Origin of the sequence: Variovorax sp. PAMC28562 (genome assembly GCF_014303735.1) — a bacterium.
Taxonomy (GTDB): Bacteria; Pseudomonadota; Gammaproteobacteria; order Burkholderiales; family Burkholderiaceae_C; genus Variovorax.
The window spans coordinates 3,279,037-3,302,500 of the sequence record NZ_CP060296.1 but is presented as its reverse complement, the minus strand read 5'-3'; the positions used below and the strand labels follow the sequence as shown (position 1 = coordinate 3,302,500).

Genomic DNA, 23,464 nt, shown 5'->3' with positions numbered 1-23,464 from the left:
CAGCGTGCCCGTCACAGGCGTCATCCGCCTCTACGACGGGTTGCTGAAGGCGCCAACTCAGCAAGAAGCCGAAGCTTTCTGCGCCAAAGACGGTGCGCCGTTTCGTTTGGTCAAGCCCGAAGACGCAGCACTGGACGCGCAGCAAGGCGTGCTGTTTCGCTGCGACTGAGCAGCCGATCTGTCGGCCACGCGCCAGTCGATACCAACCCGCAAAAACGCATATTCCTAACCCCGCACCTTCACCAAACAGCAGCATGCAAATTCTCAGGCCGGAAGGAGCAACCATGCCAAAGGGTGACAAGTCGTCGCATGCGAACAAGCAAAGGCGCCAAGCTGAACAGATCGAACAGGGCCAGGAAGATCGTAGTACGCGACACGCGCAGAAGCATTGAAGGCAAAGATGGTCTGCAGTGAACGTCCGGCTGCCCGCTCTGGTTGAATGCACAAGCGCGGCAAAGGCCCGCTCCACGTTCAACCCCGGAACCCGTATGCAAGTACAAGAAGCAGTCACCAGCCGCCGATCCATTCGCGCTTTTCTTCCCACCCCGGTGGGAGGCGAAGTCATTCGACGCGTAATCGACATGGCGGCGCGATCGCCTTCCGGCGGAAATATCCAGCCGTGGCATATCGATATTCTGGCCGGCGAGCCGCTGGCCGAACTCAAAGCGACGATGCAGCGACGGCTGCTGGCGGAACATACGCAGACAGAACGGGTGCCTGACGCTGAAGCCCCGGCCTACGAGGTCTATCCGAAGTCGCTGCCTTCACCGTGGCGTGAAAGGCGCTTCGGCATCGGCGAAGCAATGTACGCCCGCCTGGGCATTCCGCGCGATGACAAACCGGCGCGGCTGCGCTGGTTCGCCAACAACTTCGCTTTCTTCGGTGCGCCGATGGCGCTCTTTTGCTCGGTCGATCGTTTGATGGGACCACCGCAGTGGTCGGATCTGGGGATGTACCTGCAGACCGTGATGCTGCTTCTGCGAGAAGAAGGGCTCGATAGCTGCGCGCAGGAAGCCTGGTCGCTCTATCCGAAAACCGTGGGGCGCGCTTTGAGCCTCCCCGCTGAGCGCATGCTCTTCACAGGTATGGCGATCGGTTGGCGGGACTCGGCGCACCCTGTCAACGAGTTGGTAGCCGACCGCGCACCGCTGGACGAGTGGGCGCGATTCATCGGCGTGTGATGCTGGCAAGGTCCCACCTGAAGTCCTGGTGGCCTAGATGCCTATGAACGTCGGCGCCCGTCGCTCAATATTGGCCCGCACAGCTTCGCTCTGGTTCGCACTGCCGATCAGCGCCTTCTGCTCGACCGATTCGGCGAGCAGCATCTCGGCCGCGCTGTGGCTCAGTGACGCATTCAGCAGCCGCTTACCGGCGCGAATCGCATGCGGACTTTTGGCGGCGATGTCGTGAGCCATTTGCAGTGCATCGGCCAAAGGCTCGGTCGACAGACGCGTTGCGAAGCCGATCTTCAGCGCCTCTTCGCCACTGAAAATGCGGCCGGTGAACGTGAGCTCGCGCACCACGTCGGTCCGCGCCAGTTCGCGCATGAGCACCATGCCGGCCATGTCTGGCACCAGGCCCCATTTGATTTCCATCACCGACATCTTCGTGTCGGGTGCGACGATGCGGATGTCGGCGCCCAGTGCCACCTGCAGTCCACCGCCGAATGCAACGCCGTGTACCGCAGCGATGACAGGTATGGGTACATCGCGCCAGGTCATCGCCACCTGCTGCGCCGCATTCGAGAGCCCATGCGTGCGCACCAGCAGATCGGCACCAGCGGCGCCCTCACCCAGCACGTTGACGCTGCCATGGTCCATGCGCTCGAACGACTGCATGTCGAGCCCGGCACAAAAGGCCTTGCCACGGCCGGAGATCACGACCGCGCGCGCCTCGGTGTCCTTGCGCAACCGTTCGCCGGCGTCGATGAGCGCGTCAAACATCGCGGAATCGAGCGCGTTCATCTTGTCGGCGCGGGCCAGTTGAAGTTCGACCACGCCATCTGGGTGGCGGGTCCATTCGATGCGTTCGCTCATCACTGTCTCCTTCTTGTGCGGTTCTGACTTTGCCTCAGAGTATCGCGCCGCAGCACTCGTCGGCACGCCCGACCTTGCTCGGCGATGATGTCGGTCCATGACTTTCGACCGCCGACAATTCCTCCAGTCCGGCGCTGCCGCCGTTGTCGCCCTTCTCGGGCAAGGCTGCGCCCTCTCCGGCTCGGCTTCTTCATCCGTGCTCGGCTTCACCTCCGTGCCCGCCACGTTGCGCGATGCCGTCACCGTCCCGCGCGGCTATGTTGCGCAGGTCCTCTACCCGTGGGGCTCGCCCACCGGCGTTGCCGGCGCCATGCCCGCCTTTGCAAGAGATGCATCGAACAGCGCCGCTGAACAGGCCGTGCAGGCTGGCATGCATCACGACGGCATGCACTTCTTTCCGCTGGGTTCCAGTGGCGACCGCGGCTTGCTGGTGATGAACCACGAGTACACCGACGAACAGTTGCTGCACACCGACGGCGTCACCCAGTGGACCGCGGAAAAAGTGCGCAAGTCGCTGCATGCGATGGGCGTGTCGGTGATCGAGATCGAGCGGCGCCCTGAAGGCTGGCGCCAGGTCCTTCCCTCGCCCTACGCCCGCCGTGTGCACGGCAATACTGCCATGCGCATTGCCGGCCCGGCAGCAGGTTCACCACGGTTGCGCACGGCCGCCAACCCGACCGGCGACCAAGTGTTCGGAACCTTCGCAAACTGCGCGATAGGCGTCACGCCGTGGGGCACTTACCTCACCTGCGAGGAAAACTTCCACGGCTATTTCGGCGGCCCCAAGGAAGCAGCGGCGCGCATCGACGCGGCGCAGCGGCGTTACGGCATCGTCCCCGGATCGCAGTGGGCCGAGTACTGGCGCTTCGACGAGCGCTTCGACATCACGAAGCATCCAAACGAATCGAACCGCTTCGGGTGGGTCGTGGAGATCGACCCGTTCGACCCGACCGCGGCACCCGTCAAGCGCACTGCGCTCGGCCGCAAGCGGCAAGAGAGCGCGACCTGCACGACGACCAAAGGCGGCCGCGTGGCCGTGTACATGGGCGACGACGCACGCTTCGAATACATCTACAAGTTCGTGAGCCGCGAGAAGATCCGGCAAGGCACCGACGCTGCATCGCGCGCAGCCAACCGCACGCTGCTGGACGACGGCACGCTGTACGTGGCGCGCTATGACGAAGGCGGTCGCGGCCGATGGCTGGAACTTGCGCACGGCAAGAACGGAATCGACGCCGCCGCAGGCTTCGCATCGCCTGCCGACGTGCTCGTGCATGCGCGGCTCGCCGGCGACGTGGTCGGAGGCACGAAGATGGACCGACCCGAATGGATCGCGGTGCATCCGCAATCCGGCGAGGTCTACGTCACCTTGACCAACAACAGCCAGCGCGGCACGCCGAGCCGTCCGCCGGTCGACGCGGCCAACCCGCGCGCCGTCAATATCTTTGGCGGCATCCTGCGCTGGCGCGAGGATGGCAATGACGCTGGCGCGACGTCGTTCGACTGGGACCACTTCGCACTGGCAGGCGACCCCGCCCTGCACGATGCCGAAACGCGGTACCCGAGCAAAGATGCCGATGCCTTCGGCTCGCCCGACGGCCTGCACTTCGACAGTGGCGGCCTGCTGTGGATCCAGACCGACATCAGTGGGCAGGACATCGGCAAGGGCGCGATGACCGCGCTCGGCAACAACCAGATGCTGTGCGCCGACGTCGCGACCGGCCGCATCAAGCGATTTTTAGTCGGGCCAAACGGCTGCGAGATCACTGGCTGCACATCGACGCCCGATCGGCGCACGCTGTTCGTGAACATCCAGCATCCAGGCGAGCGGCGCGACGACGGCACGGGCGAACCCAGCAGCGCGTGGCCCGATGGCACGGTGCCCGGCACCGTCCGGCCGCGATCTGCAACCGTGGTGGTGCAGCGGGTTGACGGCGGCTTCGTGGGAACGTAGTCGGCGCGGAGCGCTGCTGCCTGCACCGGGCGTGGCAGGTGTCAGGCCTTGCGAACCATGGACAGCACCGACGCGGCGTCGAGCGTCCTGGCCTTGTCGCGCATCTCCGGCAAGTAACGCGTCTGCAGGCCTTGCGCCTCCTGCACGACGTCGGCGTACGCGTCTTTGAGCATCTGCGTCGACAGCGTGCGGCCGCCGGCGTAATAGCGCTTGGCAACATGGCCGAGCGCATAGGTCGTCGCGAAGCTCATGCCCGAGCTGACCGCCTGATTCGCGGTACCGCCCAGGAGGCCACCGAGGAAACCGCCACCGACCTTGCCAAGCAAACCGCCGAGCAACTTCCGCCCTGCCTGCTCCAGATATTGCGACGTGAGCCCGACACCGACCGTCGCGATGAAGTCCTTGATGTGCCCGCGGTCGAGTTCGAAGCCGTGCGCCTTCCCGACGCGATAGACCAGCTTCATCTGCAGCGGAATGATCGCCATCGTCGACAGCGTTTCAGGCAGCAGTTCGAGCGCACCGTTGAGGATGGCGGCGTTCAGGATGGCATTGTCGAGTTCGGCGTCGTCGGGTGCAGTGCCTGCCGTGGCGGCGGCAGTGGCGGCAGTGGTGGCGATTGGTGCGGAGGCCAGTTCGTCCGCTTGCTGGGTGAATTCGGCCAACGCGCGAGCCTCCAGGCCGAGAGAGCTCGCCAGGTCGGCGAGAAAAAGCTGCTCGGCTTTGGACTGCGCACCATCGGCATCGCACACGCACACCGCCATTTCATAAGCCAGCCGCTTTGAATCGGCACTTAGCAATTGCCCTGTCACGTCTGCCAGCGACACGCGCTTCATGAGCACATCCTGGTAGAGCGTGGGCAAGTGCAGCGCGTCGTTCTGCGACAGCCCTTCCGCGATGCGCTTGATCTCTTCACGCTCACGGTCGTGCTTGTCGCCATCGACGAACGCCGCCATCAGAGACAGCGTGACGACGGCCTGGGTTTCTTGCGACGTGATGTTCATTCGTTTCTTTCCCTCATTCTTCCTTGCCGCCACCAATGCCGAGCAGTGCCAACACCGAGGAGAACACGTTGTACAGGCTCAGGTAGACGCCCAACGTGGCGGTGATGTAGTTGGTTTCGATGCCATCCTTTACGCGCTTCAGGTCGTGCAGGATGAATGCCGAGAAGATGCCGATCGCCAGCACCGACAGCGTGATCATCAACGCGCTCGACTGGATGAAGAAGTTGGCGATGCCCGCGACCAGCAACATGATCACGCCGATGAAGAGCCACTTGCCCATCGAAGACAGGTCACGCTTGATGACCGACGACAGCGTCGCCATGCCGAAGAAAATGGCGCCCGTGCCGGCGAACGCCGTCATGACCAGGCCTGCGCCGTTTGCCAGGCCGAGCACCGTGCCCACCAGCCGCGCCAGCATCAGGCCCATGAAGAAGGTAAACCCGAGCAGTACCGGCACGCCGGCCGCCGAGTTCTTGGTCTTTTCGATCGCGAACATGAAGCCAAACGCGCCGACCAGAAAGACGACCAGGCCGATGCCCGGCGACATCGCGCGCGCAATGCCGGTTTCGATGCCCACCCATGCGCCCAGCACCGTCGGCACCATCGATAGCGCCAGCAGCCAGTAAGTGTTGCGCAGAACCTGATTGCGTTGATTGGTCGTCGACATTCCCGCTTGCGGGTCACCGAAGACTTGAATGTTTTCGTTCATAATTTTTCCTTGGTGGTTGAAGAACGTGCTATCGATGAAGATCGCGCGATGCAGCCACTCTAGACGCGCGAAGCATTCGGGAAAAGTCGAATTTTTGACACGATCGTTTCGCTTTTTGCTTAACATGACCGGTCGATTGCCTACTTGAAAATCGCCTCGCGTCATGAACTTCAAGCATCTCCACTACTTTTGGGCCGCGGCCAAGGCGGGCGGCATCGTGCGCGCCAGCGAGCAGCTGCACATCACGCCGCAAACGCTTTCGGGCCAAATCAAGCTGCTCGAAGAGCGGCTGGGCTGCCATCTGTTTCAAAAGAGCGGGCGCGGCGTCGAACTTACGCCTGAGGGGCACACCGCCCTGAGCTACGCCGACCAGATTTTTTCGCTCGGCGCCGAGCTGGAAAGCGCACTCGGCAATCGCGGCGAGAGCGGCCGGACGCTCAACTTCCGAGTCGGCATTGCCGATGCCGTACCCAAGTCGATCGCCTACCGCTTGCTGGAGCCGGCGCTGGCCATTCCGGAGCAGGTCCGCCTCATCTGCCACGAAGGCAACTTCCGCGATTTGCTCGGTCAGTTGTCGGTGCAGCGCCTCGACCTGGTAATTGCCGACGAAGCCATGGGCAAGCAAACAAGCGTCAAAGCTTTCAACCACACGCTGGGCACCACGGCGATGAGTTTCTTCGCATCGGGCGACCTCAAACGATCTCTCAAAGGAAAGTTTCCGCAGTGCATGGACGGCGCACCGATGCTGATCCAGGGCGCCTCGTCGGCGGTGCGGCAACGGCTGGACTTATGGCTGGCAGAGCACGGCTTGCGACCACGCCTCATCGGCGAGTTCGACGACGCGGCGCTGCTCAAAGCCTTCGGCGGCGAAGGCCGCGGTGTCTTCATGACACCGACCGTGCTCGAAGACGAAACCTGTGCACAGTATGGCGTCGAAGTGATCGGTCGCGCCGCGGAGCTGATCGAAGAGTTCTTTGCCATCTCGGTCGAGCGGCGCATCACGCATCCGTGCGTGGTGGCGATCACCAAGGCGGCACGGGTGAAGTTCTCTCGGAATTGAATACATGAAGGCTGAACAAGGTTCGCGCACGATCCTTGCAAGATGTCGAGCCTGATGATGATGAAAACCAAATTCGACCTTGTCGTGCGCAACGCGCGCGTCGTGACCGCCGCAGACACCTTCGACTGCGACATCGGCATTCATGCCGGACGCATCGTTCAACTGGGCGCCGACCTTGGACCTGCCGCGCGCGAGATCGACGCGGCAGGCCGCACTGTGACGCCCGGCGGTGTCGATGCGCACTGCCATCTCGACCAACCGATGCCGCCGCCGATGCGCAATGCCGACGGCTTCGATTCGGGTACGCGCTCGGCGGCTTGCGGCGGCACCACCACCGTCATTCCGTTCGCAGCGCAGCACAAGGGTCAATCGCTGCGCGCCGCCGTAGAAGACTATCGGGCACGCGCGGCAGGCAAGGCACACATCGACTACGCCTTCCACCTGATCGTCAGCGACCCGACGCCGACGGTGCTGAAAGAAGAGTTACCCGAACTCATCCGCGAAGGCTTCACGTCGTTCAAGATCTACATGACCTACGACGACATGAAGCTCGACGACGGCCAGATCCTCGATGTGCTCGATGTTGCGCGCCAGCAGGGTGCGATGGCGATGATTCATGCCGAAAACGCCGACTGCATCGAATGGCTGACCAAACGACTCGAAGCCGCGGGCCGCACGGCGCCGCGCTTCCATGCGCACTCGCGACCCATGCTGGTCGAGCGCGAGGCCACGCACCGGGCCATCGCGCTGGCCGAGCTGGTCGACGTGCCGATCCTGATCGTGCATGTGTCGGGGCGCGAGGCGGTAGAGCAGATTCGCTGGGCGCGTGCGCATGGGCTCAACGTGTTCGCCGAGACCTGTCCGCAGTACCTGTTCCTCACTGCCGAAGACCTTGGTATCGACGACAGCTACAAGGGCGCCAAGTGCGTCTGCAGCCCGCCGCCACGCGACAAGGCCAACCAGCAGGTGATCTGGGACGGGCTGAACGATGGGCTCTTCACGGTGTTCTCGTCAGACCATGCGCCCTTCAAGTACGACGCGCCGGAAGGCAAGAAGCCGAACGGCGAAGAGGTCGCGTTCCGCCACATCCCCAATGGCATTCCGGGGCTGGAAACACGCATGGCGCTGCTGTGGTCCGAAGGGGTTTTGGCCGGCCGCATGACCGCCAATCGCTTCGTCGAACTCACCGCCACCGGGCCGGCCAAGGCCTACGGCCTGCACCCACGCAAAGGCACGATCGCCATCGGCGCCGATGCCGATCTGGTGATCTGGGACGAGCGCGAGTTCACGCTGACCAACGCCCAACTGCATCATGAAGTCGACTACACGCCCTACGAAGGCATGCGCCTGAAGGCTTGGCCCGGCATGACATTAAGCCGCGGCGAGGTGGTGTGGGACGGCACCGAATTTCACCCGCGGCCGGGTCGTGGGGAGTTGCTGGTTTGCGGTGAGCCGACCTTGATGCCGAAGAGGCGGTAAAGCAGCAGTCAGCTTCGTACGACCAAAGGCCTGCATTCGGCGCCGTGCGGCGCGGTGGCACGCCAATCGCTAAGGGAGAGGGCACGGCACCAAAGTCGTGCGCTCAACCTAAACATGTCACGACCCGACGACCCCTTCGATACCGCCCTGTTGCGCGTCTTCAGCATCCTGATGACGGAGCGCAGCATCTCGCGCACTGCCACGCGGCTCAACCAGTCTCAACCGGCTGTCAACGCCACGCTGAAGCGGCTGCGGGAGATCTTCGGCGACCCCCTGCTCACGCGCGACCATCAACTGCTGGTGCCGACCGAGCGCGCACTGCAACTGGAGTCTTCTGTGCAGTTAGTGCTGGGCGAGCTCGACGTGTTGCTGGCGACCGGCGATGCGTTCGACCCGGCTACCACGCGACAAACTTTCCGCATCGGCACGCCCGACTATCTGGCGCCACCGCTGATGGCCGCGGTGGTCAACTACCTGCGAACGACAGCCCCTGGCGCACGCCTCATCCTTCAGCCGCTCGGTGCCGAGTACGACTTCGACACCGCACTGGCTGAAGGCGAACTCGACGTCGTCATCGGCAACTGGCCGCAGCCACCGGAGCACCTGCGCACGACCCTGTTGCTCGACGACGAGATCGTCTGCCTGATCGACCGCGACCACCCCGCCGCTGGCGACTTCAGGCTGGCCGACTATCTGCAGGGCGCGCACGTGCTGCCGCTGCTCTACAGCACCACGCAACGCGGCGTGGTCGAGACGCATCTTGCGTCGCAAGGCATGACGCGCACGCCGACCGTGACCGTCCCCTACTTCGCAATGGCGCCGCATCTGCTGCCCGGCACCGACTTGATTTTCACGACCAGCCGGCATTTCGCGCAGCACTTCGCGGCCATCCTGCCGCTGGCGGTGGTGCCCTCGCCCATCGGCTTTCCGCCAATGCGCTTCTATCAACTGTGGCATGGGCGCACGCAGCACGCGCCGGGTCAGATCTGGTTCCGGTCGCTACTGTCGGCAGTGGTGCGCACCGCCAGCGCGACCCGGCATCTGCGGACGTCGCCGCAGCCGCCGCTGCCTGACGCGCAAGCAGCGGTTCGCGGCTGAGCGAGCGTGCGGATTCGACTGCATGCCTCCATCGTCATCGGTCACCGGTGCCCTGCCTGGACCTGGTCCGCTCCCGATCGTCTCGCTTCAGCGCGAGATAGGTCTCGATATCGACCTCGTGCAACTGGCGCGCATAGCGTTCCGCGCCGTTGTACCAATGACGCAGCCGCCGCTCGAACTGCTGGCCCGTCGGCGCTGCGCGCTCGGCCAGATATGCATCGAACGTGAGGAAGTAGCGCATGGCGTTGCGCTCGACCAGGCCGCGCGTGCCGCGAATGTATTCGGGCTCAGACCCTGAGCCTTTGCCGACGATCGTGAAGCCGACCTTGTCACTGCCGAAGGTCGCCAGATAGGCCTGCGTGGCCAGGCGCGCCATCATGTTGTGGTCGTAGCTGTAGCTGAAATGCACGAATGTCTTGCGCTCTTCGATGGCCACGGCCTCGAGCGAGACGCGATAGTTGCTGGTGCCCAGAGGCCCACTCGGCGCCGACATATCGACCTCGAGATGGTCGGCCTCCGAATGCACTACGCGGTAGGCGAACGGCAGCTCGAAGGCGCTCTCGGGCGCCTGGTCGTAGGCACGCACCACGCTCAAGGTGAGCGTCTGGGCGCCGGCCGTGGCCCCGGTCGTTTCGCCGGTCGTCTTGCAGCGCCGATTGTTGATGTGCAGTAGCAGCAGCTCGCACCAGTGCGACGCGCTTTTCAGCGTTGCGCTCACCTCGGCGATCGGGTGATCGACCACCGCGTAGACGTCGCCCTTCAGCCCGTCCGCTGTCTCCGCCGAGTCGAGCTGCAGCGGTCGACCGAAAGCGTTGTGCGCGAGCCTTTCGCTCATGCGCTGGTAGGTCGCGAGCAAGGGAGGGGACCCCGTCTGCGCGGCTTCAGACGAGGTCGAAGGCGGCACCCACTCGGTCGGCGCCGCCGCCAGGCAAACCGTCGTGCTCGCCGCCACGCCGACCGCGCAAGCGGCGATCCAGGCGTTGCAGATGCGGTGCGACAGGCTCATGCCCCAACCATACAACGGCGGCCGGTTCGATGCTCGGCCACACCGGGGCTCGAACAAGGGAGAATTCCGGACCACGTCCACCAGCGCCACAAATTCAATGAACCGACAAGGCACGCTCGTTCGATGGGAGAAAGACCGGCGCTTTGGCTTCATTCGATGCCCCGACATTTCTGCCGACGTCTTCGTGCACCTGCGCGATTTCCACGACCGCGGAGTGAGCCCGGTGGTCGGCATGTCGTTGGTCTTCGAAGAGATTCACGTCGGCGGCAAGGGCCCTCGCGCCGTAGCGGTTAGAGCCGTCGGTGCGGCTGCCTTCCGCGCACACGGGGCGCACGACATGACGCCAATGCATGCCCATCGTCCGACCTCCCGTGCCCGCCCCGCTTCGCCTGCAACGCGCGGAAACCGTGCCGGCAGCAGCCAGCGTCACAGCGGCTCGGGATCGACTTCCTCTGCGCTGCCCGGCGCCGTGTTGATGGTCTGCTACGTGGCTTTGCTGGGCTTCGGCGTGTGGGCCGGACGCGTTCCACTCATCGCGGTCGGCGTGCTTGTGCTCATCAGCCTCTTTACATTTTTCGTTTACGGGTTCGACAAGAGTGCCGCGGAAAACGGACGATGGCGCACCGCCGAAAGCACGCTCCACCTGCTGGCGTTGCTTGGCGGATGGCCGGGTGCCTGGTGTGCCCAGCGGCTGTTCCATCACAAGTCCCGCAAGACGAGTTTCATGGTCGGGTACTGGACCACAGTGGTGGCCCATTTCGCCGCGGCAACCGCATGGATCGTTCGGCTGCCCGCCGGGTGGCCCGTGCTCTGAACTCCGCGCGTGAGCGCAGGGCGTGACTGGGCCGGTCAGCGCGGCCGGCGAATGCCGCGCGCCGATCGCGGCGCCGGCGCGGAGCCGTTGTCGCGCGGCGGCAGGCCGGTGTGCTGCGTCAGCATGCGGCCGGGCGCCGGCTTGACGGCCAGCTTCAGCGGCGCGGTGCTCTGAGTGCTCGTCGGCGCCGCGCTCGAATTTTTCTTGCGCGCACTGGTGTAGCTGCCGTCGGTCAATGGCTGCCAGGTCGGGATCAGGTGGTGCTTGCCATTGCCGATAAGGTCGGCGCGGCCCATCGATTTCAGCGCCTCGCGCAGCAGCGGCCAGTTGTTGGCATCGTGGTAGCGCAAGAAGGCCTTGTGCAGCCGGCGCCGCTTGTCGCCGCGGACGATGTCGACCGTTTCACTGTCGCGCGTGATCTTGCGCAGCGGGTTGCGGTTGCTGTGGTACATCGCGGTCGCGGTGGCCATCGGCGATGGATAGAAGGTCTGCACCTGGTCGGCCCTGAAGCCGTTCTTCTTGAGCCAGATCGCGAGGTTCATCATGTCCTCGTCGCTGGTTCCTGGGTGCGCTGCGATGAAGTACGGGATGAGGTATTGCTTCTTGCCCACCTCCGCCGAGAACTTTTCGAACATCTGCTTGAACTTGTCGTAGCTGCCGATGCCCGGCTTCATCATCTTGGTGAGCGGGCCCTGCTCGGTGTGCTCGGGCGCGATCTTCAGATAGCCGCCGACGTGGTGTTGCACCAGTTCCTTGACGTACTCCGGGCTCTGCACGGCCAGGTCGTAACGCAGGCCCGAACTGATCAAGATTTTCTTGATGCCGCGCAGCGACCGCGCGCGGCGGTAGATCTTGATGAGAGGATCGTGGTTGGTACCGAGATTCGGGCAGATGCCGGGATACACGCAGCTCGGCTTGCGGCACGCCTTCTCGATCTCGGGGCTCTTGCAGCCCAACCGGTACATGTTGGCCGTAGGTCCGCCGAGGTCGGAGATCGTGCCGGTGAAGCCGGTGACCGAGTCGCGAATGGCCTCGACCTCCTTGATGATCGATTCTTCGGAGCGGCTCTGGATGATGCGGCCCTCGTGCTCGGTGATCGAGCAGAAGGTGCAGCCGCCGAAGCATCCACGCATGATGTTCACGCTGAAGCGGATCATTTCCCACGCGGGAATCTTGGTGGCGCCATCGTGGCTGCCGGCTTCGTCGGCGTAGTTCGGATGCGGGCTGCGCGCATACGGCAAGTCGAACACGTGGTCCATCTCCGCCGTGGTCAGCGGGATCGGCGGCGGGTTGATCCACACATCGCGCGCCGTGGCGCCTTCACCGTGCGCCTGGACCAACGCGCGGGCGTTGCCGGGGTTGGTTTCGAGATGCAGCACGCGATTGGCGTGGGCATAGAGGATCGGATCGGCACGGACCTGCTCGTACGACGGCAGGCGAATCACCGAACGGTCGCGCGGCGGTACCTGGATCTTGACCCGCGCGACGAGCGCCGGGTTTGGCATGAATGTCAGCGGTTTGATGGCCGGGTTGGCTTCTGCCGCTTTATTGGCGGTTTTGGCGACGGCGTCGGCCTCGTCTTCGCGCGCGCACGTGGCCCCGTTCGCCTTCGCCTGGTCCGACACCATCAAATACGGATTGACATGCGCCTCGACGCGACCCGGCTCATCGACGCTGGTCGAGTCGATCTCGAACCAGCCTTCAGGCGTCTCGCGACGAACGTAAGCGGTGCCACGCACGTCGGTGATGTCATGCACCGGCTCGCGTGCTGCTAGGCGATGCGCGATCTCGACGATGGCACGTTCGGCGTTGCCGTACAGCAGCAAGTCGCACTTCGAGTCTGTGACGATCGAGCGGCGCACTTTGTCCGACCAGTAGTCGTAGTGGGCGATTCGTCGCAGGCTGCCTTCGATGCCGCCGAGGATGATCGGCACGTCGTTCCAGGCTTCCTTGCAGCGCTGCGAAAAGACGATGGCCGCGCGGTCCGGACGCTTCCCGCCGATGTCGCCGGGGGTATAAGCGTCGTCGCTCCGGATCTTGCGGTCGGCGGTGTACCGATTGATCATCGAATCCATGTTGCCCGACGTCACGCCGAAGAACAGGTTTGGTTTGCCGAGCGCCTTGAACGGCTCGGCGCTTTGCCAGTCGGGCTGCGCGACAATGCCGACCCGAAAGCCCTGCGCCTCCAGCATGCGGCCGATGACCGCCATGCCGAAGCTCGGATGGTCGACGTAAGCGTCGCCGGTGACCATCACGATGTCGCAACTGTCCCAGCCGAGCGCTTCCATCTCCTTGCGCGACGTCGGCAAGAACTTGGCCGTGCCGAAGCGGGCCGCCCAGTACTTGCGATAGCTGGTCAGCGGCTTGGCGGCGCGAGCGAAAAAGGAGACGTCGACGGGGGCGTTCATCAGGGGCAAAAAAACTGGGGGCCGGTGCGGCCGGCAATGCGGATAGAGAGAAGGTCGCAAACTGCTCGGCGAGCGCCTCCGGGGCTTGAGCGGAAGGCCTCAGGCAACTCCCGATTGTAAGTCGGCACTCTCTTTTTGTCGCCCATGGCAAGCATAGTCCGGCATTCGGCGGGACAATGCAGCCGCGTCGCAACTACTTGCCTCAGTCAATCAATTTGTTGACAATGGCATGCATGTCCCAGACTTCTACCAGTGTGCCGACCGCCTCCGTCAAAGCCGTGCGACGCTTCAACCGCTTCTTCACCCGCCGCATCGGCGTGCTCGATCCCTATCTGGGCAGCGACCTGTCGCTCACCGATGTGAGGGTGCTCTACGAACTGGCGCACCGCGAGGCACCCGTCGCCAGCGAACTCGCGCGCGACCTCGGGCTCGACGGGGGTTATCTGAGCCGCATCTTGCGGCGCTTTGAACAGGCCCGCTGGCTCACACGCAGTGCCCACGCCAACGACGCGCGTCAAAGCGTGTTGACCATCACCGAAGCCGGCCGCATGGCTTTTGAACCCCTGCAGCAGAGGTCGCGCGACGAGGCGACTGCGCTGCTGGCATCGCTCGATCCCGCACGCCAGCAGAAAGTGGTGACCGCCATGCAGCAGATCGAAGCCCTGCTGGAACCGCAGGCTGCCGATGCCATCAAGCCCCGCACTGCCCTGCTGCGCGACCCGATTCCCGGCGACATGGGCTGGGTCGTGCAACAGCACGGCGAGATCTACTGGCGCGAGTTCGGCTGGAACAGCGAGTTTGAAGCGATGGTGGCCGACATCGCCGCGCAGTTCATCCGCAAGTTCGACCCCCAATGGGAGAAGTGCTGGATCGCCGAACTCGAAGGCGAGCGCGTCGGCGCGACCTTCGTCGTCCGCAAATCGGCCACCACCGCGCAACTACGTATGCTGCTGCTCACGCCCGGCGCCCGCGGGCTCGGTCTGGGCGCTCGGCTCACCGACGAATGCATCGCCTTCGCGCGCGCCAAGGCCTACAAGAAGATGGTGTTGTGGACCAACAGCTGCCTCGTTGCCGCTCGCGGCATCTACGCCAAGCGCGGCTTCGAGCTGGTCAAGTCCGCGCCGTATGAAGGCTTCGGACAAAAGCTGGTGGGTGAGACCTGGTCGCTGAAGCTTTAAGCGACCTGCCCTACAGTTACTGCATGAACCAGCCGTGGCTGACGACCAAAGACTGTCCGGTCAACGCATTCGTCTTGAAGCCCGCGAACATCAGCGCTACCTGCGCCACGTCGTCGGTCGTTGTGAACTCGCCGTCGACGGTTTCCTTGAGCATCACGTTCTTGATGACTTCCGCCTCGGTGATGCCGAGCGTTTTCGCCTGTTCGGGAATCTGCTTTTCGACCAGCGGCGTGCGCACGAAACCGGGGCAGATCACGTTGGCGCGCACGTTGTACTTGGCGCCTTCCTTGGCAACCGTTTTGCACAGGCCGATGAGGCCATGCTTGGCAGTCACATAGGGTGCCTTGAGCAGCGACGCTTCCTTCGAGTGGACCGAGCCCATGTAGATCACGCTGCCGCCGCGCCCTTGCGCATACATGTGCTTGAGGCACGCACGCGTCGTCAGGAAAGCACCATCGAGGTGAATCGCCAGCATCTTCTTCCAGTCGGCGAAGCTGAACTCTTCGATGGGATGAACGATCTGGATGCCGGCGTTGCTGATCAGGATGTCGATGCCGCCGAAGGCCGCAGCGGCTTCTTCGACGCCTGCGTTCACCTGGTCTTCGTTGGTGACGTCCATGCCGATGCCAATGGCTTCGGCGCCCGTGGCCTTGAGCTCGGCTGCCGTGGCGTCCGCTGCTTCCTTGTTCAAGTCGGCGATGACGATCTTGGCGCCTTCCTTGGCGAACACGATGGCAATTTCCTTGCCGATGCCGCTGGCCGAGCCGGTGATGAAAGCGACTTTGTTTTTGAGTTGCATAAGAATTCCTTCAATGAATAAAAGTTTAAATGCGGGACGGGGCGGTCTTTGCCCTTCGGTGGCTCACGTATTGCCGGAACGGGCGGTGCCCGCACGCGTGTCCAGGCTGGGCTTGTGCACGCGCAATGCGTCGGGCTCGGTCAGGTCGTAGGTGGTCACGCCGTTCGCGCTGGTCGTCTTCAGCCAGTCCGGATGCGCCAGCGTGTTGTTCATGTCGCGCGCGCCGGCCTCCCAATGCTCGTTGACTGTCGTACGAGAAAACTCATAGTCTTTCGAGTCGAGTTCATAAGGCCGGTTGCGGTAGATCAGATGAACGATGTCGATGGGCTTGTGCGTCATTTGTGCGCTAAGCGCTTCCACGCTCTTGTCGTTGCGCAAGGCGGCAGGAAGCTTTTTGATGAGGTCGGCCAGTGCCTGTTGCAGGTTGACGTTGGCCGACACCGCATCGGTGTTCATCCGCGTGCGGCTCGAATAGATGATGTCTTTTTGCCGTTGCGACACTTCGGCCAGCGTCTGCGGCATGACGCCGCGTGCGCTGAACAGGTCGACCTGGAGCACCACCAACGGCTGCGTGCGCGGATGGACGTCGAGCACATATTGCAGCGGCGTGTTCGACACGATGCCGCCGTCCCAATAGTCTTCGCCATCGATGTGCACCGGCGGAAAACCGGGCGGCAACGCGCCGCTCGCCATGATGTGTTCCGGAGTGATCTTCTGTGCTGTGTTGTCGAAGTAGATCGAGTTGCCGGTGCGCACGTTCACCGCGCCCACGCTGATGCGCATGGCGTCTTTGCGGTTGATGCGGTCGAAGTCGACGAATCGCTCGAGCGTCGACTTGAGATCCGTCGTGTCGCAGTAGCTGAGCACCGGCGCAGAGCTGCCCAGCAGCATGGCGGGGCCGATGCGCGGCTTGAAAAACCCCGGAATCCCGAAAAACACCGCTGACGCCGCGCTCCACTGATTGAGCATCATGCGGTCGCCAAGAACCGACGGCAGTTGCTGACCCGGTCCCGACGAGAGAAGGTCCCAAAATCCCTTGAGCTTGTCGATGCGTTCATTCGGCGCGTTACCCGCGATGATCGACGCGTTGATCGCACCGATGGAAACACCGGCCACCCAGTCGAGAGATTGATAGCGCTCGAACAGTGCCTCGTAGACGCCTCCCTGGTAGGCGCCCAGCGCGCCTCCGCCTTGTAGGACGAGCGCCTTGGTGGCCTGGCCCATGTCGGAAGCGGGTGCCGGAGCAGACGAAAGCCCCGAAAGCGCTGCGCGGGGAGCGGGCGGAATGCGGGGCTTCGAAGTCTGGCGGGCCGCGGGAACCGGCGAAGGCTTGCTTGTGCTCATTCCCGCATTGGACACCGCGTTTCTGACAGCCGGCAGACCGGCTCCGAGTTTTTACTTCGGCAACATCTGTCCGCGGATTTCGCCGCCGGGGTTGGCCGCGGTATGCACGTTGGCATACCACTTGCCAGCCATCAGATCTGCCGCTTGAGCCGGAGTGAGCGTTGCAGTGCCTTCGATAGGGGTGGCGGCGCTGGTGAAAGGCACCACCACACCGGCGTTGGCGCCAGCGACTGCGGGACCATGAAAGTGCGCCGCAGTGGCAGGACCGCTCAAGCCCGAATAAGTGACCTTGTACTTCAGCACATTGGTGCCCTTGTCGAGGGTGGCCTCGGCCATGCCGCTGCCGCGCGTCATGTTCGGAGGCACTTCGCTGGATGCGTTCATGGCGCCGCTGAAGCTGGCAGTGTTGGAATTCATGCCCATCATTCCGCAGCCGGCGAGCGCCATGGTGGCGACGCCTGCGGCGAGGGTTGCGCGCAAAAAGGTGCCGTATCGGTTCATTGGTTATCTCCTGGATTGAGTCGAAGTGACTTTCGAGCATAGGCAATTGCGGAGCTGGCGTCATGTCGGCAAAACGCGCGACTTGATACGAAGGCGATCGCGCCCTCAGCCGACTTTTGCCGACCCGAGCGCTTCACCGCGCGTAGGCGACGGCCGGCCGTCGGCCGGTCGCGCCGCTGCGTTTTTAAGCGAACCGAACGTGTGCGCATAGACCCAGGTGAACTCTGCCCCCAGCAAAAAGATCTGCGCCGAGTAGTAGACCCACACCAGCACAACGACCAGCGAGCCCGCCGCGCCGTAGCCCGAGGCCACGCTGCTCTTGCCGATGTACAGGCCGATCAGGTGTTTGCCGATGGTGAAGAGCAGGGCCGTCACCGCCGCGCCCACCCACACGTCGCGCCACAGCACCCGCACGCGCGGCATGATCTTGTAGATCATCGCGAAGACGACCGTCACCATCACGAAGCTGAAGACGAAGTTGACCGCTTGCGCCAGCGTGGCCCAGCCGCCGAACAGCGGCGACCACCACTTGCCCAAAGCAGCCAGCGCCGCGCTAGCGACGAGAGACACCATCAGCAAAAAGCCGATGCCCATGATCATGCTGAACGACAACAGACGCACCCGCAGCATGTTGAACAGGCCCGTATTCTTGTCGCGCGCCGGCGCCCGCCAGATGCGATCGAGCGCATCCTGCAATTCGCCGAAAACGGTGGTCGCACCGAGTACCAGCAGAGCGATGCCGATCACTGTCGCGACGATGCCTTCGGTCGGCTTGTTGACCGCCTCCAGCATCCCCTGCACCGCCATCGCTCCTTGCGGCCCCATGAGCCCCGACAGTTGCGCGAAGATCTCTCCGCGGGCTGCATCGCGGCCGAAGACGAGCCCCGCTACCGAGATGACGATGAGCAGCAACGGCGCGACCGAAAACACCGTGTAGTAAGCGAGCGCGGCCCCCATGCTCGGGGCGTAATCGTTCGCCCACGACGCGAAGGCCCGCTTCGACAAGTCGAACAGGGCACGAAGTTTTTCCGGAAGTTGCGGCAGTTGCATCTGCCGAGTATTACCCCCGGGTTAGGCAAAGCTGTCAGTCGTGCGCGCGGCCTGCTGACGGCCGTTTCGCCAACGATAATCTTCGACAAATGCAACCGGCTTCTTCCAACGTGGCGGCAGCGCCCGATCGCATGTCCCATCCCCTCCCCCAGTCGCCACGCGATCTTTTCGTGTCGTTCACCTGGCTCGCGTTGCAGGGTTTCGGCGGCGTCCTCGCCATCGTCCAGCGCGAGTTGGTCGAGAAAAAGAAGTGGCTGACACCCGACGAATTTCTCGAAGACTGGGCCGTGGCGCAGGTCATGCCCGGGCCCAACGTCATCAACCTGAGCCTGATGATCGGTGACCGCTACTTCGGCTTGCGTGGTGCCGTCGCAGCCGTGGCCGGCATGTTGGCGGTGCCGTTGGTCATCATCCTGGCGCTCGCGATGGTCTATGCGCACTTCGCGACCAACCCGCAGGTCGCGGCCGCCCTGCGCGGCATGGGCGCGGTGTCGGGCGGGCTCATCGCGGCCACCGGCGTCAAGCTCATTCCGCAACTTCGCAAGCATCCGCTCGGCTTCGGCATTTGCCTGGCGACAGTGGCACTCGTGTTTGTGCTGATCGGCGTCTTGCAGATTCCATTGGGCTGGGTGCTATTGGTCGTAGGCGGTGCAGCGTGTGCGGCGACCTGGCGAAAGCTGACGCCATGACCGACCTGACGAATCTGACGATCGTCATGCACTGGCACGACTGGCTGGCGCTCTTCGGTCAGTACATGCTGCTGTCGCTGCTGTCGATCAGCGGCGCCATCACCACGGTGCCGGACATGCACCGCTACCTGGTCGACCAGCATCACTGGCTCACCGCCACGCAGCTCAATTCTTCGGTCGCCATCGCGCAGGCTGCGCCCGGCCCCAACGTGCTGTTCGTGGCGTTGATGGGTTGGAACGTCGGCCTCAACGCTGGCGGCGGCATCGGCGGTGGACCGCAGGCGTGGCTGCTCGGCCTTCTCGGCCTGACGATCACCATGGTCGGCATCATGCTGCCGAGCACCACGCTCACTTACATTGCCACGCGTTGGGCGCGGCGGAATCGCACGCGGCGCGAAGTGCGCGCCTTCAAGCAAGGCATGGCTCCTGTGGTGGTCGGCTTGCTGATCGCGACCGGATGGATTCTGTCGAACACGAACCACCTGGGCGTCACGCCGGCTTGGCACGTGTGGGCTGTGACGGGCGTGGCCGGCTTGATCGTCTGGCGCACCCGCATTCATCTGCTGTGGCTGCTCGGCGCCGGGGCCGCGTTGGGTGCGCTCGGCTTCGTTTAAATCCGGCTGCCAACCCTGCACGGCAGTCCTTGTTACCTTCTCACCCGCTCATCAGGAACACCCATGCAACTTCGTCCGCTCGGCCGCTCCGGCCTTCAGGTTTCTCCCATCGCTTTCGGTGGCAACGTCTTCGGCTGGACCGTCGACGAAGCCCTGTCGTTCCGCCTGCTCGATGCATGGCTCGACGCCGGCTTCAACTTCGTCGACACGGCCGACGTGTATTCGCGTTGGGTGCCGGGCCACACTGGCGGCGAGTCGGAAACGATCATCGGCAAGTGGCTGCGCCAGACCGGCAAGCGCAATCGCGTGGTGCTCGCCACCAAGGTCGGCAAGCCGATGGGGGACGACAAGGTCGGCCTGTCGCCGGCCTACATCCGCGAGGCGGTGGAGGCCTCGCTGACGCGGCTAAAGACCGACCACATCGATCTCTACCAGTCGCACGACGACGATGCCGAGACACCGCTGGCAGATTCGCTCGGCGCCTTCGCAGACCTCATCAAGGCCGGCAAGGTGCGCGCCATCGGTGCGTCGAACTACACCGCGCCGCGTCTGGCCGAAGCACTCGACCTTTCGGACAAGCTCGGCCTGCCGCGCTACGAGTCGCTGCAGCCGCTCTACAACCTGTACGACCGCGCGGTGTTCGAAGGCGATTTGGAACCGTTGTGCCTGAAGCGTGGCGTCGGCGTCATCAATTTCTATGCGCTGGCAGCCGGCTTCTTGACAGGCAAGTACCGCAGCGAAGCCGACGCAGCCAAGAGCAAGCGCGGTGAGAGCACGACCAAGGAGTACCTGAACGCGCGCGGCCTTCGCATCCTCGACGCGCTGGATGTGGAGGCGCGCAAGCACGACGCGACTCCCGGCCAGGTGGCGCTCGCATGGCAGATCGCGCGGCCGGCCATCACCGCACCGATCGCCAGCGCGACCTCGGTCGAGCAGCTCGACGATCTGGTCAAGGCGGCCGAACTGAAGCTGGATGCTGAAACGATCGCGGCGCTCGATGCAGCCAGTACGGAATCCAGTGTTGAAGCGAAGGACGCCTGATCTGCCACCCGGCTGATCAGTAGGCAAGCTCCCACAGCGATTGGCGCCGCCTGCCATTGCGGCTATGGGCAGCGCTCTCGATACTTCGGCCATCGCAGTATTCGAGAGAGAGGATTCCCATGTCATTCGCGCTTTACATGATCGGCTTTTTAATTTTCCTGGCTGGCCTCGCCTGGGGCGCGTCGGTCGCAGGCGTGCCGACGCTCTACATCGGCATTGGCTCGCTCATCGTGCTGGGCATCGGCATCTTCAGTGCGGTGAGTCGTACCCGCGGCAAAGACCCGTCCTGAATCTATACCGCACAGCCCCCGCACCAGAACCAGCACCAAGCCGAAGTTCGGGATTGCCTCCGGGATGATCCGATGGCACGAAACGTTGCGCCTGCCTAAGCTGGCGCGATGACTTCGTCCAACACTCCAGCAGCCTTGTCCGGAGGCAACTCCAGCGGACTCGCCACTGCGATCGCAACACCCTCGCTCGATTTCTTTGCCGACCTCAGCGTCGACGTCGGCGTGCCACAAGTGCTCGGCCATGGCCCGCGTGGCTTGCGCAGGGTCGTACCCATTAACGGTGGCGAAGCGCGCGGCATCGACTGGCATGCACGCGTGCTGCCCGGCGGCAGCGACTTCCAACTCATCCTCAGCGACACCCTGTCCGAGCTCGACGCGCGCTACAGCCTCGAAACCGATGGCGGCGATCTGATCTACGTGCAGAACCACGCGATCCGCTCGGCGCCAGCCGACGTCATGGCCAAGTTGTTGCGCGGTGAGCCGGCCGATCCGGCGCAGGTCTACTTTCGCTGCAGCCCGCGCTTCGAGACATCGTCTCCGGCGCTCAAATGGGTCTGCGAGCGGATGTTCGTCGGTGCCGGCGTAAGGCATCCGACCCAGGTGGTGATGCGCTTCTTCACGCTCGCCTAGACCCTCCGTGAAGGTGCCTCGATAAGACAAAAGCCCCGCAGGACTATCTTGAAGTTGCCGATGCATTACGCAGGAGACGAACAGAGCAGCGCACAAGCCGTCACCCTATCGAGCGCGACGCAATCGGGCTCTCTGAAGCCTTCGGCCGCGGTACCCAGTCTTACCCGATGCCCCGGCAGTTGCGACCTCTGGCAGGTGCTGGCACTGCGCCACTGAAGCCGGGACGCTGAACCCTACCTACACGGCGATGCGCTGACGCATCGCCTCATACAAACACACGCCGCTCGCCACCGAGACGTTCAGGCTTTCGACCGCGCCCGCCATCGGGATGCTGATCAATTCGTCGCAGGTCTTGCGAGTGAGCTGGCGCATGCCCTCGCCTTCGGCACCGAGCACCAGCGCCAGCGGCCGCTTCAGGTCGGTCTGGTACAGCGTGCGGGGCGCGTCGTCGCTGGTCCCGACGCACCAGATGCTGCGCTCCTTCAGCTCATTCAGCGTCCGCGACAGGTTGGTGACCATGAAGTACGGCATGGTGTCGGCCGCACCGCTCGCCACCTTCGACACCGTAGCGTTGATGCCGGCAGCATGATCCTTCGGCGCGATGACCGCGTGTGCGCCGGCACCGTCGGCCACCCGCAGGCAGGCGCCCAGGTTGTGCGGATCGGTCACGCTGTCGAGCACCAGCAACAATGGCACCGTGCCGGCGGCTTCCAGGCCTTCGAGCAGTTCGTCGATCGAATGCAATTGCGGCATAGCCTCCACGCGGGCGGCAATGCCCTGGTGGCCGTGGCTGCCGGCGAGTTTGGCAATGCGCAACGAATCAGCCTCGACGACACGCACGCCTGCATCTTGCGCACGCGCGATGAATTGCTTCATGCGCGCGTCGCGACGGCTCGAGTCGAACAGCACTTCGAGCACAGACTTCGGCGCGGTTTTGATACGCACGCCCACGGCATGAAAGCCGAAGATCACTTTGGGGGAAGACATCCGGCGATTATCGAGGTCTGGCAGTCGGCAGGGCGAATGCTCAGGCCAGGACTTCAGGCGCTCTTGTCGTCCGACGCCACGCGCCCCGCTTCGATGGTGATGCGGCGCTCGCAACGGTCGGCGATGCCGCGGTCGTGCGTCACCAGCACGAGCGTGGTGCCCAGCTCGCGATTGAGGTCGAACATCAACTTCATGACCTGCTCGCCGGTCGCGTGGTCGAGGCTGCCGGTCGGCTCGTCGGCCAGCAGCAAGGCTGGTTGCACGACGAAGGCGCGGGCGAGCGCCACGCGCTGCTGCTCTCCGCCCGACAGCACCTTCGGATAGTGGCCGAGGCGCTGGCTCAAGCCGACGCGGCCCAGCATCTCCGTCGCGGCCTTGCGCGCGTCCTTGCGGTTGGCGAGCTCCAGCGGCAGCATCACGTTTTCGAGGGCGCTCAGGTTGGCGAGCAACTGAAAGCTCTGGAATACGAAGCCGACCTTTTCGGCGCGCAGCGCCGCGCGGTCGTCTTCGTCGATGGCGAACAGGTCTTCGCCACCGAGCCGCACCGTACCGCGGGTCGGTGTGTCGAGGCCCGCGATGATCGACAGCAAAGTGCTCTTGCCGGAGCCCGACGCGCCGACGATGGCCGCAGTCTCCCGTGCGCCGAGAGTGAACTGGATGTCCTGCAAAATGTCCAGCGTGCCGCTCGAATCGGTGACGGACTTGAAAACATGGTCGACGGCAACAATTTCAGTGGCAGTGGCTTGTGACAGTGCGGACATCAGGTACTTTGAAAG

The 23,464-nt window shown here is 63.9% G+C and carries 24 protein-coding genes (1 of these 24 cut by a window edge); 13 read left to right on the top strand and 11 right to left on the bottom strand.

From position 1 onward, the window contains the following. On the top strand, positions 1-169 hold the 3' portion of the coding sequence (locus tag H7F36_RS15515; protein ID WP_187051667.1) for a hypothetical protein. The gene continues 89 nt to the left of window position 1, outside the view; only the last 169 of its 258 coding nucleotides appear in the window; the start codon falls outside the window, past its left edge; its stop codon occupies positions 167-169. A 319-nt stretch (positions 170-488) separates the two neighbouring features. Next, positions 489-1,181, top strand: coding sequence for a nitroreductase (locus H7F36_RS15510; protein ID WP_187055003.1), 693 nt, complete (start codon positions 489-491; stop codon positions 1,179-1,181). Positions 1,182-1,214: 33 nt separating this feature from the next. On the opposite strand, the gene H7F36_RS15505 is transcribed toward H7F36_RS15510, so the two are convergent. After that, complete coding sequence (locus H7F36_RS15505) at positions 1,215-2,036, bottom strand: crotonase/enoyl-CoA hydratase family protein (protein WP_187051666.1); 822 nt, start codon at positions 2,034-2,036, stop codon at positions 1,215-1,217. A gap of 97 nt (positions 2,037-2,133) precedes the next feature. On the opposite strand from H7F36_RS15505, the gene H7F36_RS15500 reads away from it, so the two are divergent. Continuing rightward, a complete protein-coding gene (locus tag H7F36_RS15500) occupies positions 2,134-3,990 on the top strand; it encodes a PhoX family protein (protein ID WP_187051665.1) in 1,857 nt (618 codons plus the stop codon). A gap of 41 nt (positions 3,991-4,031) precedes the next feature. Here H7F36_RS15500 and H7F36_RS15495 read toward each other — a convergent pair whose 3' ends face one another. Beyond that, positions 4,032-4,985, bottom strand: coding sequence for a YcjF family protein (locus H7F36_RS15495; protein ID WP_222620484.1), 954 nt, complete (start codon positions 4,983-4,985; stop codon positions 4,032-4,034). A 19-nt stretch (positions 4,986-5,004) separates the two neighbouring features. Continuing rightward, complete coding sequence (locus H7F36_RS15490) at positions 5,005-5,700, bottom strand: Bax inhibitor-1/YccA family protein (protein ID WP_187051663.1); 696 nt, start codon at positions 5,698-5,700, stop codon at positions 5,005-5,007. 163 nt (positions 5,701-5,863) lie between these two features. Here H7F36_RS15490 and nhaR point away from each other — a divergent pair, with 163 nt between their 5' ends. The 3 genes from nhaR to H7F36_RS15475 all read left to right on the top strand — a co-directional run bounded on the left by nhaR (position 5,864) and on the right by H7F36_RS15475 (position 9,337). After that, positions 5,864-6,760, top strand: a complete 897-nt coding sequence (nhaR, locus tag H7F36_RS15485; RefSeq protein ID WP_187051662.1) for a transcriptional activator NhaR — start codon at positions 5,864-5,866, stop codon at positions 6,758-6,760. Between the two features lie 57 nt (positions 6,761-6,817). Next, the gene (hydA, locus tag H7F36_RS15480; RefSeq protein WP_187055002.1) at positions 6,818-8,239 is read left to right on the top strand and encodes a dihydropyrimidinase; all 1,422 of its coding nucleotides are present in this window, start codon (positions 6,818-6,820) and stop codon (positions 8,237-8,239) included. Positions 8,240-8,353: 114 nt separating this feature from the next. After that, positions 8,354-9,337 (top strand): LysR family transcriptional regulator, encoded by a 984-nt coding sequence (locus H7F36_RS15475; protein WP_187051661.1) that lies wholly within the window; start codon positions 8,354-8,356, stop codon positions 9,335-9,337. A 34-nt stretch (positions 9,338-9,371) separates the two neighbouring features. On the opposite strand, the gene H7F36_RS15470 is transcribed toward H7F36_RS15475, so the two are convergent. Next, positions 9,372-10,343: a hypothetical protein gene (locus H7F36_RS15470; RefSeq protein ID WP_187051660.1), complete on the bottom strand. Its 972-nt coding sequence runs from the start codon at positions 10,341-10,343 to the stop codon at positions 9,372-9,374. A 97-nt stretch (positions 10,344-10,440) separates the two neighbouring features. Here H7F36_RS15470 and H7F36_RS15465 point away from each other — a divergent pair, with 97 nt between their 5' ends. Further along, positions 10,441-11,157 (top strand): DUF1294 domain-containing protein, encoded by a 717-nt coding sequence (locus H7F36_RS15465; RefSeq protein WP_187051659.1) that lies wholly within the window; start codon positions 10,441-10,443, stop codon positions 11,155-11,157. Between the two features lie 35 nt (positions 11,158-11,192). Here H7F36_RS15465 and H7F36_RS15460 read toward each other — a convergent pair whose 3' ends face one another. Further along, a complete protein-coding gene (locus H7F36_RS15460; protein WP_187051658.1) occupies positions 11,193-13,565 on the bottom strand; it encodes a YgiQ family radical SAM protein in 2,373 nt (790 codons plus the stop codon). A 233-nt stretch (positions 13,566-13,798) separates the two neighbouring features. Between H7F36_RS15460 and H7F36_RS15455 the strand changes: the two genes are divergently transcribed. Further along, positions 13,799-14,743 (top strand): GNAT family N-acetyltransferase, encoded by a 945-nt coding sequence (locus H7F36_RS15455; protein ID WP_410003031.1) that lies wholly within the window; start codon positions 13,799-13,801, stop codon positions 14,741-14,743. 16 nt (positions 14,744-14,759) lie between these two features. Here the strand turns inward: H7F36_RS15455 and H7F36_RS15450 are convergent, their stop codons facing one another. From H7F36_RS15450 to H7F36_RS15435, 4 genes are all read right to left on the bottom strand, one after another. Continuing rightward, on the bottom strand, positions 14,760-15,542 hold the full coding sequence (locus H7F36_RS15450) for a 3-hydroxybutyrate dehydrogenase (RefSeq protein WP_187051656.1): 783 nt from the start codon (positions 15,540-15,542) through the stop codon (positions 14,760-14,762). Positions 15,543-15,605: 63 nt separating this feature from the next. Then, positions 15,606-16,766, bottom strand: coding sequence for a patatin-like phospholipase family protein (locus H7F36_RS15445; protein ID WP_187051655.1), 1,161 nt, complete (start codon positions 16,764-16,766; stop codon positions 15,606-15,608). Between the two features lie 171 nt (positions 16,767-16,937). Continuing rightward, the gene (locus H7F36_RS15440; RefSeq protein WP_187051654.1) at positions 16,938-17,387 is read right to left on the bottom strand and encodes a CHRD domain-containing protein; all 450 of its coding nucleotides are present in this window, start codon (positions 17,385-17,387) and stop codon (positions 16,938-16,940) included. 105 nt (positions 17,388-17,492) lie between these two features. Next, positions 17,493-18,437, bottom strand: coding sequence for a YihY/virulence factor BrkB family protein (locus tag H7F36_RS15435; RefSeq protein ID WP_187051653.1), 945 nt, complete (start codon positions 18,435-18,437; stop codon positions 17,493-17,495). 89 nt (positions 18,438-18,526) lie between these two features. Between H7F36_RS15435 and H7F36_RS15430 the strand changes: the two genes are divergently transcribed. The 5 genes from H7F36_RS15430 to H7F36_RS15410 all read left to right on the top strand — a co-directional run bounded on the left by H7F36_RS15430 (position 18,527) and on the right by H7F36_RS15410 (position 21,701). Continuing rightward, on the top strand, positions 18,527-19,126 hold the full coding sequence (locus H7F36_RS15430) for a chromate transporter (protein WP_187051652.1): 600 nt from the start codon (positions 18,527-18,529) through the stop codon (positions 19,124-19,126). After that, positions 19,123-19,740, top strand: a complete 618-nt coding sequence (locus H7F36_RS15425) for a chromate transporter (RefSeq protein ID WP_261802314.1) — start codon at positions 19,123-19,125, stop codon at positions 19,738-19,740. Before H7F36_RS15430 ends, H7F36_RS15425 begins: the two co-directional genes overlap by 4 nt. 63 nt (positions 19,741-19,803) lie before the next feature. After that, positions 19,804-20,781, top strand: coding sequence for an aldo/keto reductase (locus tag H7F36_RS15420; RefSeq protein WP_187051651.1), 978 nt, complete (start codon positions 19,804-19,806; stop codon positions 20,779-20,781). 119 nt (positions 20,782-20,900) lie between these two features. Then, positions 20,901-21,071 (top strand): hypothetical protein, encoded by a 171-nt coding sequence (locus H7F36_RS15415; protein WP_187051650.1) that lies wholly within the window; start codon positions 20,901-20,903, stop codon positions 21,069-21,071. Between the two features lie 108 nt (positions 21,072-21,179). Further along, entirely contained in the window at positions 21,180-21,701 is a 522-nt protein-coding gene (locus H7F36_RS15410; protein WP_187051649.1) for a DUF3237 domain-containing protein, read from the top strand. A 237-nt stretch (positions 21,702-21,938) separates the two neighbouring features. On the opposite strand, the gene rlmB is transcribed toward H7F36_RS15410, so the two are convergent. Then, positions 21,939-22,688, bottom strand: coding sequence for a 23S rRNA (guanosine(2251)-2'-O)-methyltransferase RlmB (gene rlmB / locus H7F36_RS15405; protein WP_187051648.1), 750 nt, complete (start codon positions 22,686-22,688; stop codon positions 21,939-21,941). A gap of 53 nt (positions 22,689-22,741) precedes the next feature. Continuing rightward, the gene (locus H7F36_RS15400; protein WP_261802313.1) at positions 22,742-23,449 is read right to left on the bottom strand and encodes an ABC transporter ATP-binding protein; all 708 of its coding nucleotides are present in this window, start codon (positions 23,447-23,449) and stop codon (positions 22,742-22,744) included. Positions 23,450-23,464 lie beyond the last annotated feature (15 nt).

Excerpts from the sequence above, each read along its gene's own strand:
- H7F36_RS15510 (WP_187055003.1), top strand. The coding sequence starts at position 489 with ATGCAAGTACAAGAAGCAGTCACCAGCCGCCGATCCATTCGCGCTTTT.
- H7F36_RS15505 (WP_187051666.1), bottom strand. The coding sequence starts at position 2,036 with ATGAGCGAACGCATCGAATGGACCCGCCACCCAGATGGCGTGGTCGAA.
- H7F36_RS15500 (WP_187051665.1), top strand. The coding sequence starts at position 2,134 with ATGACTTTCGACCGCCGACAATTCCTCCAGTCCGGCGCTGCCGCCGTT.
- H7F36_RS15490 (WP_187051663.1), bottom strand. The coding sequence starts at position 5,700 with ATGAACGAAAACATTCAAGTCTTCGGTGACCCGCAAGCGGGAATGTCG.
- nhaR (WP_187051662.1), top strand. The coding sequence starts at position 5,864 with ATGAACTTCAAGCATCTCCACTACTTTTGGGCCGCGGCCAAGGCGGGC.
- hydA (WP_187055002.1), top strand. The coding sequence starts at position 6,818 with ATGATGAAAACCAAATTCGACCTTGTCGTGCGCAACGCGCGCGTCGTG.
- H7F36_RS15475 (WP_187051661.1), top strand. The coding sequence starts at position 8,354 with ATGTCACGACCCGACGACCCCTTCGATACCGCCCTGTTGCGCGTCTTC.
- H7F36_RS15470 (WP_187051660.1), bottom strand. The coding sequence starts at position 10,343 with ATGAGCCTGTCGCACCGCATCTGCAACGCCTGGATCGCCGCTTGCGCG.
- H7F36_RS15465 (WP_187051659.1), top strand. The coding sequence starts at position 10,441 with ATGAACCGACAAGGCACGCTCGTTCGATGGGAGAAAGACCGGCGCTTT.
- H7F36_RS15460 (WP_187051658.1), bottom strand. The coding sequence starts at position 13,565 with ATGAACGCCCCCGTCGACGTCTCCTTTTTCGCTCGCGCCGCCAAGCCG.
- H7F36_RS15455 (WP_410003031.1), top strand. The coding sequence starts at position 13,799 with ATGTCCCAGACTTCTACCAGTGTGCCGACCGCCTCCGTCAAAGCCGTG.
- H7F36_RS15450 (WP_187051656.1), bottom strand. The coding sequence starts at position 15,542 with ATGCAACTCAAAAACAAAGTCGCTTTCATCACCGGCTCGGCCAGCGGC.
- H7F36_RS15445 (WP_187051655.1), bottom strand. The coding sequence starts at position 16,766 with ATGGGCCAGGCCACCAAGGCGCTCGTCCTACAAGGCGGAGGCGCGCTG.
- H7F36_RS15440 (WP_187051654.1), bottom strand. The coding sequence starts at position 17,387 with ATGAACCGATACGGCACCTTTTTGCGCGCAACCCTCGCCGCAGGCGTC.
- H7F36_RS15435 (WP_187051653.1), bottom strand. The coding sequence starts at position 18,437 with ATGCAACTGCCGCAACTTCCGGAAAAACTTCGTGCCCTGTTCGACTTG.
- H7F36_RS15430 (WP_187051652.1), top strand. The coding sequence starts at position 18,527 with ATGCAACCGGCTTCTTCCAACGTGGCGGCAGCGCCCGATCGCATGTCC.
- H7F36_RS15425 (WP_261802314.1), top strand. The coding sequence starts at position 19,123 with ATGACCGACCTGACGAATCTGACGATCGTCATGCACTGGCACGACTGG.
- H7F36_RS15420 (WP_187051651.1), top strand. The coding sequence starts at position 19,804 with ATGCAACTTCGTCCGCTCGGCCGCTCCGGCCTTCAGGTTTCTCCCATC.
- H7F36_RS15415 (WP_187051650.1), top strand. The coding sequence starts at position 20,901 with ATGTCATTCGCGCTTTACATGATCGGCTTTTTAATTTTCCTGGCTGGC.
- H7F36_RS15410 (WP_187051649.1), top strand. The coding sequence starts at position 21,180 with ATGACTTCGTCCAACACTCCAGCAGCCTTGTCCGGAGGCAACTCCAGC.
- rlmB (WP_187051648.1), bottom strand. The coding sequence starts at position 22,688 with ATGTCTTCCCCCAAAGTGATCTTCGGCTTTCATGCCGTGGGCGTGCGT.
- H7F36_RS15400 (WP_261802313.1), bottom strand. The coding sequence starts at position 23,449 with ATGTCCGCACTGTCACAAGCCACTGCCACTGAAATTGTTGCCGTCGAC.